This window comes from Mycobacterium sp. SP-6446 (assembly GCF_001954045.1).
Classification (GTDB): Bacteria; Actinomycetota; Actinomycetes; order Mycobacteriales; family Mycobacteriaceae; genus Mycobacterium.
This window is the reverse complement of the sequence record NZ_MBEM01000159.1, coordinates 1-11,157: the sequence shown is the minus strand read 5'-3', so window position 1 is coordinate 11,157 and position 11,157 is coordinate 1. Positions and strand designations below refer to the sequence as shown.

Annotated in this window: 15 protein-coding genes; 7 read left to right on the top strand and 8 right to left on the bottom strand. The window is 66.9% G+C overall.

All coding sequences use genetic code 11. The features are described 5' to 3' along the window. The 5 genes from A5736_RS14690 to A5736_RS14670 form a co-directional block, all read left to right on the top strand. A partial coding sequence (locus A5736_RS14690) for a 2-oxo acid dehydrogenase subunit E2 (RefSeq protein ID WP_175611284.1) occupies positions 1–257 on the top strand: 257 nt, incomplete at its 5' end. A gap of 4 nt (positions 258–261) precedes the next feature. Then, complete coding sequence (locus tag A5736_RS14685) at positions 262–1,185, top strand: TIGR01777 family oxidoreductase (protein WP_076122246.1); 924 nt, start codon at positions 262–264, stop codon at positions 1,183–1,185. 61 nt (positions 1,186–1,246) lie between these two features. Continuing rightward, a complete protein-coding gene (lipB, locus tag A5736_RS14680; protein WP_076122247.1) occupies positions 1,247–1,951 on the top strand; it encodes a lipoyl(octanoyl) transferase LipB in 705 nt (234 codons plus the stop codon). Further along, positions 1,951–2,904, top strand: coding sequence for a lipoyl synthase (gene lipA, locus A5736_RS14675; RefSeq protein WP_076122248.1), 954 nt, complete (start codon positions 1,951–1,953; stop codon positions 2,902–2,904). The genes lipB and lipA overlap by 1 nt, the downstream gene beginning before the upstream one ends. Before the next feature lie 31 nt (positions 2,905–2,935). Next, on the top strand, positions 2,936–3,688 hold the full coding sequence (locus A5736_RS14670; RefSeq protein WP_076246985.1) for a DUF4191 domain-containing protein: 753 nt from the start codon (positions 2,936–2,938) through the stop codon (positions 3,686–3,688). 15 nt (positions 3,689–3,703) lie between these two features. Here A5736_RS14670 and A5736_RS14665 read toward each other — a convergent pair whose 3' ends face one another. Next, positions 3,704–4,129: an RDD family protein gene (locus tag A5736_RS14665; protein WP_076122250.1), complete on the bottom strand. Its 426-nt coding sequence runs from the start codon at positions 4,127–4,129 to the stop codon at positions 3,704–3,706. Between the two features lie 226 nt (positions 4,130–4,355). Here A5736_RS14665 and glnA point away from each other — a divergent pair, with 226 nt between their 5' ends. Together glnA and A5736_RS14655 are read left to right on the top strand one after the other, a co-directional pair. Next, positions 4,356–5,792, top strand: a complete 1,437-nt coding sequence (gene glnA / locus A5736_RS14660) for a type I glutamate--ammonia ligase (RefSeq protein ID WP_076062279.1) — start codon at positions 4,356–4,358, stop codon at positions 5,790–5,792. A 227-nt stretch (positions 5,793–6,019) separates the two neighbouring features. Continuing rightward, positions 6,020–6,394 carry a hypothetical protein gene (locus A5736_RS14655; RefSeq protein ID WP_076246983.1) on the top strand — a complete coding sequence of 125 codons (375 nt, stop codon included), beginning with the start codon at positions 6,020–6,022 and terminating at the stop codon, positions 6,392–6,394. Positions 6,395–6,410: 16 nt separating this feature from the next. On the opposite strand, the gene A5736_RS25990 is transcribed toward A5736_RS14655, so the two are convergent. The 7 genes from A5736_RS25990 to A5736_RS14625 all read right to left on the bottom strand — a co-directional run. Continuing rightward, positions 6,411–6,629, bottom strand: a complete 219-nt coding sequence (locus tag A5736_RS25990) for a hypothetical protein (protein ID WP_139333320.1) — start codon at positions 6,627–6,629, stop codon at positions 6,411–6,413. Between the two features lie 24 nt (positions 6,630–6,653). Then, positions 6,654–7,511 carry a phytanoyl-CoA dioxygenase family protein gene (locus A5736_RS14650; protein WP_076246982.1) on the bottom strand — a complete coding sequence of 286 codons (858 nt, stop codon included), beginning with the start codon at positions 7,509–7,511 and terminating at the stop codon, positions 6,654–6,656. Between the two features lie 19 nt (positions 7,512–7,530). After that, positions 7,531–8,799 (bottom strand): hypothetical protein, encoded by a 1,269-nt coding sequence (locus tag A5736_RS14645; RefSeq protein ID WP_175611283.1) that lies wholly within the window; start codon positions 8,797–8,799, stop codon positions 7,531–7,533. 178 nt (positions 8,800–8,977) lie between these two features. Next, positions 8,978–9,349: a hypothetical protein gene (locus A5736_RS14640; RefSeq protein ID WP_233147931.1), complete on the bottom strand. Its 372-nt coding sequence runs from the start codon at positions 9,347–9,349 to the stop codon at positions 8,978–8,980. 166 nt (positions 9,350–9,515) lie between these two features. Next, on the bottom strand, positions 9,516–9,734 hold the full coding sequence (locus A5736_RS14635; protein ID WP_076062269.1) for a hypothetical protein: 219 nt from the start codon (positions 9,732–9,734) through the stop codon (positions 9,516–9,518). 33 nt (positions 9,735–9,767) lie between these two features. Further along, positions 9,768–10,628 (bottom strand): TIGR03619 family F420-dependent LLM class oxidoreductase, encoded by an 861-nt coding sequence (locus A5736_RS14630; protein ID WP_076246978.1) that lies wholly within the window; start codon positions 10,626–10,628, stop codon positions 9,768–9,770. Next, on the bottom strand, positions 10,625–11,157 hold a 533-nt coding region (locus A5736_RS14625; RefSeq protein WP_076246977.1), incomplete at its 5' end, for a PaaI family thioesterase. The genes A5736_RS14630 and A5736_RS14625, both read right to left, overlap by 4 nt.

The following is an 11,157-nucleotide window of genomic DNA, read 5'->3' as shown; positions in this document are numbered from 1 at the left end:
GCAGCCAGGGCGCCTTGTTCGATACCCCGATCCTGGTCCCGCCGCAGGCCGCCATGCTGGGCACCGGCGCCATCGTCAAACGGCCGCGGGTGGTCGTCGATGAAAGCGGCAACGAGTCGATCGGCGTGCGCTCGGTGTGCTATCTCCCGTTGACCTATGACCACCGGCTGATCGACGGCGCGGATGCCGGACGTTTCCTCACCACGATCAAACACCGGCTCGAAGAGGGAGCGTTCGAGGCAGACCTCGGGTTGTGATGACGTGTCCCGAGCTGGTCATCACGCCGTCATCGCGATAGCGGGTTCGTCCGGCCTGATCGGCTCGGCCCTCGCGGCGGCACTGCGCGCGGCAGACCACACGGTGCTGCGCATCGTGCGCCGCACACCGGCGAATTCCGAGGAACTGCACTGGAATCCGGAAAGCGGCGAGTTCGACGTCGACGCACTCACCGACGTCGACGCCGTCGTCAACCTCTGCGGTGTCAATGTCGGCCAGCGTCGGTGGTCGGGCGCCTTCAAGCAGAGCTTGCGAGACAGCCGGATCGCCCCCACCGAGGTGCTGGCCAACGCGGTCGTCGACGCCGGGGTCGAAACGCTGATCAACGCCAGCGCGGTCGGTTTTTACGGCGACACCAAAGACCGAGTGGTCGACGAAAACGACCGAGCCGGAACGGGTTTCCTGGCCCAGCTGTGCGAAGACTGGGAAGCCGCCACGCTGCCGGCCCAATACGGCGGCGTCCGGGTTGTGCTGGCCCGCACCGGCCTGGTGCTGGCCCGCGCGGGCGGTGCGCTGCGCCGGATGCGGCCACTGTTCTCTGCCGGGCTCGGCGCCCGGCTGGGCAGCGGCCGCCAATACATGTCGTGGATCAGTCTCGAGGACGAGGTGCGGGCGCTGCTGTTCGCAATCTCAAACCCCACCCTGTCCGGCCCGGTGAACATGACCGGCCCGGCGCCCGTCACCAACGCCGAATTCACCACCGCCTTCGGCCGAGCGGTCAACCGCCCAACGCCGTTGTTGTTGCCCGGTTTCGCGGTGCGGGCCGCGCTGGGCGAATTCGCCGACGAAGGACTGCTGATCGGTCAGCGGGCCATCCCGTCCGCACTGGAGCGCGCCGGGTTCCAGTTCCACCACAACACCATCGGCGAAGCGCTCGGCTACGCCACCGCCCGGCGTGAGCGCGATTAAGCCACATCACCCGACCGTCGCATCGCAAACCGCACCGGGCCCGAGTACCGTCACGAACGTGATGGATTCCATCCGGTCGACTCCGACCGCGATCGACGTCCGCCAGCTGGGCACGGTCGACTACCGCACCGCCTGGCAGCTGCAGCGCGATCTGGCCGACGCCAGGGTCGCCGGCGGGCCGGACACGCTGCTGCTTCTCGAGCACCCGTCGGTCTATACCGCCGGGCGGCGCACCGAAACGCACGAACGACCGGTCGACGGCACTCCCGGCATAGATGTTGTCGATACCGACCGCGGCGGCAAGATCACCTGGCACGGCCCGGGACAGTTGGTCGGCTACCCGATCATCAAGCTGGCCGAACCGCTCGATGTCGTCAATTACGTTCGGCGCCTTGAGGAATCGCTCATCATGGTGTGCGGCAACCTCGGTCTGGACACGAGCCGAATCGAAGGCAGGTCCGGGGTGTGGGTGCCCGCCGGCCCCGGCCGGCCCGCACGCAAGGTCGCCGCCATCGGGGTGCGGGTGGCGCGCGCGACCACGCTGCACGGTTTCGCGCTCAACTGCGACTGCGATCTCAACGCGTTCAAGGCCATCGTGCCCTGCGGCATCAGCGATGCCGGGGTGACGTCGCTGTCCGCCGAACTCGGGCGCACGGTCACCGTCGAGGACGTCCGGGTCGCGGTTGCCGAAGCCGTCTGCCACGCGCTGGACGGGCGCCTCGCCCTTACCTGGCGACCGACCCCCGCCCGCGTAGCATCGACATAGTGAGCTCGCCTAACTCTGTGGCGCCCGAAGGGCGCAAGTTGCTGCGCCTCGAAGTGCGCAACGCGCAGACCCCGATCGAGCGCAAACCGCCGTGGATCAAGACCCGGGCCCGGATGGGGCCGGAGTACACCGAGTTGAAGAGCCTGGTCCGGCGGGAGGGCCTGCACACGGTCTGCGAAGAGGCCGGCTGCCCCAACATCTTCGAATGCTGGGAGGACCGCGAGGCCACCTTCCTGATCGGCGGTGACCAATGCACCCGCCGTTGTGACTTCTGCCAGATCGATACCGGGAAGCCCGCTCCGCTGGACCGCGACGAGCCCCGCCGGGTCGCCGAAAGCGTGCACACCATGGGGCTGCGCTACGCGACCGTCACCGGTGTCGCCCGCGACGACCTGGACGACGGCGGCGCGTGGCTGTACGCCGAGACCGTGCGCGCCATCAAGGAACTGAACCCCTCGACCGGCGTCGAGCTGTTGATTCCCGACTTCAACGGCGAACCCTCACGGCTCGCGGAGGTCTTCGAGTCGCGCCCAGAAGTGTTGGCGCACAACGTCGAAACCGTGCCCCGGATCTTCAAACGGATTCGGCCCGCGTTCACCTACCAACGCAGCCTTTCGGTGCTCACCGCGGCGCGCGACGCCGGCCTGGTCACCAAGAGCAACCTCATTCTCGGCCTGGGCGAAACCCCTGACGAGGTGCGCACCGCCCTGGCCGACCTGCGTGACGCCGGCTGCGACATCGTCACCATCACCCAGTACCTGCGGCCGTCGACGCGTCACCATCCCGTCGAGCGCTGGGTGCGACCCGAGGAGTTCGTTGAGTTCGCGGGGCACGCCGAGGGACTGGGGTTCTCCGGGGTGCTGGCCGGGCCGCTGGTGCGGTCGTCGTACCGGGCGGGCCGCCTCTACGAGCAGGCCGCACGCACCCGGGCCTCGGGCGCCTCGGCACGCTAGCCGACTCCGCACGTACGTATCCTTGGTGACTATGGCTAAACCCCGCACTGCCGCCGAGAACAAGGCCGCCAGGGCGCAGGCGCAGGCCGCGCGCAAGGCGGCCGCGCGGGAGCGCCGCGCTCAGTTGTGGCAGGCGTTCAACATTCAGCGCCGGGAGGACAAGCGCCTGCTGCCGTACATGATCAGCGCGTTCGTGCTGATCGTCGGCGCCTCGGTGGCCGCCGGCATCGTGGTCGGCGGATTCACCATGATCAGCCTGATCCTGCTCGGCGTGGTGCTGGGCGGCTTGGTCACCTTCATCATCTTCAGCCGCCGCGCGCAGCGGTCGATCTACCGCAAAGCCGAAGGTCAGACCGGCGCCGCGGCGTGGGTGCTGGACAATCTGCGCGGCAAGTGGCGGGTGACCCCCGGTGTCGCCGCGACGGGTCACTTCGACGCCGTGCATCGGGTCCTCGGGCGGCCCGGTGTCATCTTGGTCGGCGAGGGAGCGGCCGCCCGCGTCAAACCGCTCGTGGCCCAGGAGAAAAAGCGCACCGCGCGGCTGGTCGGCGACGTGCCGATCTACGACATCATCGTCGGCACCGGCGAGGGCGAGATTCCGCTGGGCAAACTGGAGCGCCACCTGACCCGGCTTCCGGCCAACATCACCGTCAAGCAGATGGACAACCTGGAGTCGCGGTTGGCCGCGCTGGGAACGCGGGCCGGTGCCGCCGTCATGCCGAAGGGGCCGCTGCCGAACGCCGGCAAGATGCGCGGCGTGCAGCGCACCGTCCGCCGCAAGTAGCGGCCAATATCCAATTCAGCGCCGCACGACGGCCGTGCCGGTCACCCGGTCCTGCAGCCCGCGCCCATCCCAGTCGGTGAACAAGGGCGGGACCACCAACCCGACGAGCAGTCCCCGCACCGCCAGCCGGCCCAGCCCGAGCCGGCCGTCGAGCGCCACCACACCCAGCCCCAGCACCAATTGCCCGGGTGTGAAACCAAACAGGCGGACGGCGACGACACCGAGCACCCACCAAACAACCAGCACCGAGGTCGCCAACATCTCCTTGGAGATGACACCGAAACCCATCGCCAGCGCCGCCAGGCCGTAGGAGATCAGCCAGTCGATGAGCAACGCCACCAGCCGTTTTCCCATCGGCGCCAGCGATCCCGGCCCGCGTTCGGGCAACCCGAGCGCCTCGCCGGGATAGGCCGGGCGCGATCCCGGTGTCCCCGCCGTCATCGGCCGGCCGTCTCGGTCCGAAAAGAGGACAGCCCGACGCTGCGCCGCCGGGCGAGACCAGTTACGATCTTGCGGTCCATGGGCCCCACAATAGAACCCGACCTGTGCTCCGCTTTCTGTCGTGGGACGCGTGGTCACGTAACCTCCGTGCAACACGTGGTTGACGGGTGGGCAATATCGTCTCCATAGCGTCAGGCCGCGGATTACCAAGGTAAAGGAGCATTCAGTGACGGAAAAGACGCCCGACGACGTCTTCAAACTCGCCAAGGACGAGGACGTCGAATTTGTCGACGTCCGGTTCTGTGACCTGCCCGGCATCATGCAGCACTTCACGATTCCGATTTCGTTCTTCGACGAGAGCGTCTTCGAGGACGGTTTGGCCTTCGACGGCTCATCGATTCGCGGGTTCCAGTCGATCCACGAATCCGACATGCTGCTCCTCCCCGATCCGGCGACCGCGCGCATCGACCTGTTCACCGAAGCCAAGACGCTGAACCTGAACTTCTTCGTCCACGACCCGTTCACCCTCGAGCCCTACTCGCGCGACCCCCGCAACATCGCGCGTAAGGCGGAGAACTACCTGATCAGTACCGGCGTCGCCGACACCGCGTATTTCGGCGCGGAGGCGGAGTTCTACATCTTCGACTCGGTGAGCTTCGACTCGCGCACCAACGGCTCCTTCTACGAGGTGGACGCGATCTCGGGGTGGTGGAACACCGGCGCGCCCAACGAAACCGACGGGAGCCCCAACCGCGGTTACAAGGTCCGCCCCAAAGGTGGGTACTTCCCCGTTGCCCCCGTCGACCACTATGTCGACCTGCGCAGCAGGATGCTGCACAACCTGATCGCGTCGGGCTTCAGCCTGGAGAAGGGCCACCACGAGGTGGGTAGCGGCGGCCAGGCCGAGATCAACTACAAGTTCAACACGCTGCTGCATGCGGCCGACGACATGCAGCTGTACAAGTACATCGTCAAGAACACCGCGTGGCAGGCGGGCAAGACGGTCACCTTCATGCCGAAGCCGCTGTTCGGCGACAACGGCTCGGGCATGCACACGCACCAGTCGCTGTGGAAGGACGGCAGCCCGCTGATGTACGACGAAACGGGCTACGCCGGTCTGTCGGACACCGCCCGCCACTACATCGGTGGACTGCTGCATCACGCGCCCTCGCTGCTGGCGTTCACCAACCCGACGGTGAACTCCTACAAGCGGCTGGTTCCGGGCTTCGAGGCGCCGATCAACCTGGTGTACAGCCAGCGCAACCGTTCGGCATGTGTCCGCATCCCGATCACCGGCAGCAACCCGAAGGCCAAGCGGCTGGAGTTCCGTTGCCCCGACTCGTCGGGCAACCCCTACCTGGCGTTCTCGGCGATGCTGATGGCCGGCCTGGACGGCATCAAGAACAAGATCGAGCCGCAGGCGCCGGTCGACAAGGACCTCTACGAGCTGCCGCCCGAAGAGGCCGCCAACATCCCGCAGGCGCCCACCCAGCTGTCCGCGGTGATCGACCGCCTGGAAGAGGACCACGAATACCTCACCGAGGGAGGCGTTTTCACGCCCGACCTGATCGAGACGTGGATCAGCTTCAAGCGCGAGAACGAGATCCTGCCGGTCCAGATCCGGCCGCACCCCTACGAGTTCTCGCTGTACTTCGACGTCTAAGGCGTCTGAGCAGACGTTTACGCCCAGCTAACCCCCTGACCCGCGGCCCAGCCACGGGTCAGGGATGGGCAAGAGCTTGGGATCGGTAGCAGCGCGGGCGGTGTCCACTTGGTGCGAGTCCCACTACGGGGCTGAGACCAAGCGAAGGCACCACCATGAAACGAATGCCGCAATTTGCGCGTATTCCCTGTACACGCTCGGCCGCCGCGGAGAATAATCCCGGGTTCGTGAGGCGAGCAATCGTCGGCTTATCAACGGCTGTGCTGCTGTGGGGCGGCGTCGCGGGCGTGGTGGCGATGAGCGCCGGTACCGCCCAGGCCCAGCCCGGTCCCGTGCCGCTGGATAACCATGCCTGGCCGGGCTGCCCCGATGACCACCCCGCGGGGCCATGCCGCTGGTGCCCCGGGATGGCACCGGTGCACACCGGAAATCAGCGCGTGAACCCAGTAATTTGGGACAACAACGTCTGCCACACCTACTGGTATGTCACGCCCGGGCAGGGAAATGTTGCTCAAAACATCTTCGAGGGCGACAGTCCGCCTCCACCGCCGCCGGCACCACCGGGCCTCAAGTTCTGCCCGATCCCGCCTTGGTGTCCGTGACCTAGCGGGAACCCTGTTAGCCGCAAAGTTGGCCCAGCTGGCCGTGATTGGAGCTCGCGTCGCACTGGGTCTGCTCGCGTCTGGTGATGTAATCGCTGATGCAATCCTGGTAGGCAGCGGGATCGGTGATGGCGGCACAGGGGTCGTCGCCGGCGTGTGCTTGTGGTGGCGGAATGCCGACGGGCGCCAGCACTACGGTTGCTCCCGCCAACACGGTCAATATTGCCCTCTTCATGGTTCTTCCTTTTTCTCACGGGGCCTACGGGCCCTGTTCTAACAGGCGTAGCGGGTGCAGGCCGTCGACCGCGCCGACGAATGGCGGGTGGATGCTGTAGCCCAGCATGCGCCGAATGTCATCGGATACGTTGCGAGCGATTTCGCGCGATATGGACAGCGTGAAGGCTTCCATCGGCCGCAGCCACGGTTGGCAGTACTGCGCCGTGACCGCGAGGCGCTCCCGATCACTGGTGTTGGCGCCCCCACCGTGCCAGAGGGTGCCCACGAAAAAGACGCACGAGCCGGCGGGCATGACGACCGGTAGCGGCTGATCGCCCGCGCCGGGCCGGCGCTTGCCCCAGCGGTGGCTGCCGGGGTACAGGACCGTGGCGCCGTTGTCGGCGGTGAAATCGTCGATCGCCCAAATCGTTGCCGCCGCCAGCGGTGCCCGCGGCCGCGGAATCGGGTAGAAGCCGTCGTCATGGTGAGCCAGCTGCGCGGCCTCGCCGGGCTGAATGTTGATGGCCTGCAAGGCCGAAAGCAGGTAGTTGGGCATCAGCAGCCGGTCGAGCACCGCGAGCACCCGGGGATGGTCGACGAGGCGATCGCAGACCCGGGTCCTGCTCAGCACGCTGTAGATGCGCTGGGTGCGACGGCCCTCGAACGAGTTGCGTCCGGTGTGCCCGAGCCAAGGGCGCACGACCTCCCGAATCTGTGCGCACTCCTCGGCGCTGAGCAGGTTCTCCCAGATGACGTAGCCGTCGCGCTCGAGCGCGGTCATGTCGGCGTCAGCGACTGAGCCGTCGACCGTGCTGCCGCCGGTCGGTGTCCGCTTGTACCGTTGCGCCAGATCGCCCCTGAGATCCTCCAGTGTTGTCACGGAGTCGTCGTCGAGGTTCATCGGTCCTGGCCCTTCCTTCCTAGGGGCCGGCGGTCGGCTCCGCGGCGCGCCTGCGGCGGTTGATGACCCAGGCGACGAGGCCCACGACCAACGCGAAGCCCCCGAACCGCAGCGGGATGGGCCACCAGGGTTCGCTGGGCTGAGCGGGTGCGTCGTGTTGAGCGGTCAGCGCCACCAGGTAGCTGCCGTTGTCGGTCGGACCGACGCCGGGCAGCGACTGGGTCTTGGTCACCTTGATCTGGGCGCTGCTGCCGGGATCGTTGATCTGACCCCAGGCCAACGTGGTGTCGTCGAGCAGGAACGTGTCCTGGCCGCCCGCGGGTTGGCTGGCGTCGTGCCCCACCAGTCCCACCTGGCCGACCTGCACGGTCTGGGCGGCGGCGGGGACAGCCACCGAGACGTCCTGGTACGCCTCCGGCGCCGGCGGCGTGTAGCTCGGCGGCGGCGGCCCGCTCCAGCCGTCCGGTGGTATCCAGGCCCCGCCGTAGAAACTGCCCGACGCCACATAGCTGTCGCCGACCGCGGTGAACGGGAACAGGCCTGCGGTGGCGATGTCGAGCACGACGCGGCCGCCGGCCGGCACGTACGCCTCCCGGGCGGCGCCGTTGTAGGTGAAGCGGAAGGTCATCGCCTGGTTGAGCGGGTTGTACAGGCTCGGGCGGTGGTAGGTGTCGTAGTCGAGGTAGTCCCAGTGCCGGGGGCGGGCCAGCGTCTGGTTGTCGGCCTTGACGACGTCAACGTTGCCGCCGTGGGCGTTGACCACGTTTTGGACCTGGCGGTTGAAGTCCACCAGCTGTTGCATCTGGTGCGCGGTACCTGGATTGACCCTGGTCGCCGGAGCATTCTTGGCGGCGGCGATCGCCTGCGGCGACGCATCCAGCCCCTTCGGCGGTGTCACCACCGCCGCGCCTCCCGGCACGCCGGTGTTGGGCGGGATCTTCGGGGTCTGCACGGCAACCGTCGTCGGAGACGGCGGACTCGGCGGAACGACCTCCGGGGTAGGCACGGACGGCACATTCACCGGCACCGGCGGGGCCGGGGCCGCCGGAAGCGGTACCGGCACCCTGCTCGGCGGCGCCTGGGCGGGGCGCGGCGCCGGGTCTTCGCTGCACACGCCCCCGTTCGACGTGTGGTACGCGCCGACCAAAAACTGGCAGTACTGGCAGCGTCCGGGGTCCGCCCCGGCGCCGGCGCACGGCGCCGCCTGCGCCACACCTGGCGCGGTGGTTATCACCGAGAACGGGGCGAACGCCAAGACGGCTGCCACCGCAATCCCGAGTGCTTTCATGTATGACCTTCCGGGAACCGCACCGGCTGGGAGGGCTGCTACCACCGCGAGTTGTGGTACGGACGGGTAGCGGCGGTTTTACCGCTACTTCAACCAGTGTCGCACTTTTATTTTCCGGAACTGATCTGGACCACGCCGCAATGCCCCGAGGATTCGAACAGGATGCCGTCTCGTCAGTTCATCGGCCGCCGCGGCCACAGTCGGTGTTGGTGGGCTGCGATGGCCATGCACAGGCGTCGACGTCGGTCGTGCCGCCGTAGCCGCCACCCGTGAACACCCCGTAGGCGTTGCCGTTGATGCCGGTCATGGTCGCGCCTCCGCCTCCGCCGCTCCCACCCGCACTCTGCACGGACACTGACCATTGCATGCCTTCGAGCGCAGCCTTGTACACACTCATCACATCCTTCGGCGATCCGTTGACGAAGAAATGCAGATGGATGCCGTTGTCGTGTATCGAGTCGGGACCGTCGGTCCTCGTCGCGTTGGCCGGTGTGGGGATCAGCGATTTCAGATCCCCGCCCGTGCTCGCGGTCGTCGTAGCTTGTGACACTGAGGCCGTGGCCGTCTTGGACGCCGTCGTAGTCGTGTCAGTGCTGGAATTCGGCGAACTGCTACACCCCGACACGGCCAAACCCATGGCGATCGCCGCGACACCGGTTTGATATTTCATGTTCCCTGTCCTTGGATGAAGCCAATTAGGTTGTGGTGCAAAGTAATTAGGGGTTTTGGCAGCCCATTATCCCGCGTGACATCTTGACGGGCTGTCCTTCGGCCATCTCGACGACCTCTAGCCAACCGCCGGGAGCTACATAGTGCCTGCTGACATCCTGGCGCTGCATGCGGATCAGTAACACGCCCGCATCGGTGATCTCGAAGCTGTCGAACACGCCATAGTCCCGCGGTACACCGTTTTTGAACACCACCGTGAATGACATGGGTCCGAGTATGGCGTGGTCGAAACTTCGCGTCTAGCCGTCCAGCGCCAAATCCTTACGGAAACGTTGCATCCCGTCGATCTTGTCGGACAGGCTCGCGTCGGGGCCGGTGTAAAACATCCACGGCATGGTGATGATGCCGGTGATACCGGCATCGGCGGCGCGCCGGTAGTCGGCGGTGGTGAATGCGTCGGTCAGCGGCGTCAGGATGGTGAAATCGTCCATGGACAAGCCGTTTTCGAGGCGCAGCTCGCGCAGCCGGCCCACCGCCTCGATGGCGCGATCGGTCTTGATCAGGTCCCCGATCCAGCCGTCGTTGCGTGCGGCGCGGCGCAATGCGGCCTCGCTCAGCCCGCCGACATAGACCGGTATCGGCGGCGGCGTGGGCTGCATCTCCAGCCGCGGCGTCGGATAGAACTGGCCCTCGAACTCCGTCCAGCCCGGCTGCCACAGCGCCCGCATTAGATCGATTATTTCGTCGGTGCGTTTGCCTCGAGCGGCGAACTGCTCACCCATCAAAGCGAACTCCTCTTTGCACCAACCGACCCCGATACCGAGCTCCACCCGACCGGCCGCCAAAACCGCGGCCGTGCCAATGGCTTTCGCCGCCGAGTACGGATTGCGCATTGCGGGGATGTACACGGTGGTGACGAACCGAAGCCGGTTGGTGACCTGCGCCAGCGCGCCGACGAGGACCCATGGATCGGGCCAGTCGGTGAAGGGCTGCCATCGCCGTTGCCCGTCTTTGGTGTACGGATACGGGGTCTGCAGGGTCTCCAGGTTGACGACGTGATCGGGGATGCCGATGCCGTCGTAGCCGAGTTCGTCAGCGGCCTTGGCGATCTCGACGATCTCCCGGGTGTTCAAGAACGCACTGCTGATGTAAAACTTCATTCTGTTCCCCGTGCCCACGCCGGTTCGATGAAGATGCCTTCCGCCTCCACCGTTACCCCTTGCGCGTCCGAAATGGTGCCGCGCGCAAAGACTTTGACGCCCTCGCTGCGGTCGATCCACGCGTCGCAGCGAAGGGGGCCCAGCGGAGTGCCGCGCAGGTACTTGACGGTGATGGTGCCGGTGAAACGCGCCTTGGACAATCCGTCGCTGGCCGCCTCGCCGAGCATGTGGTCGAGCACCAGGGCGCTGACGCCACCGTGCACCCGGCCGGGCGGACCCTCGTACGCGGACCCGAGGGTGAACTCGCTCCAGCAGCGCCCGTTGCCGTCGTGACGGACGACGATCGGCGGGGCGATCGGGTTGCATACGCCGACCGCGGCGTTACCCAAGGGCAGCGGGCGATCCTCGACGCGGTAGCTCACCCCGACCGGCCGCGTCCGTTGCCGCAGCGACCGGGTAACGGCCTCGATCGCGGTCCGCGCGCTGGCGACGACGTCGTCATCGGCCTCGGTCCGGATGGTGGCGTCGA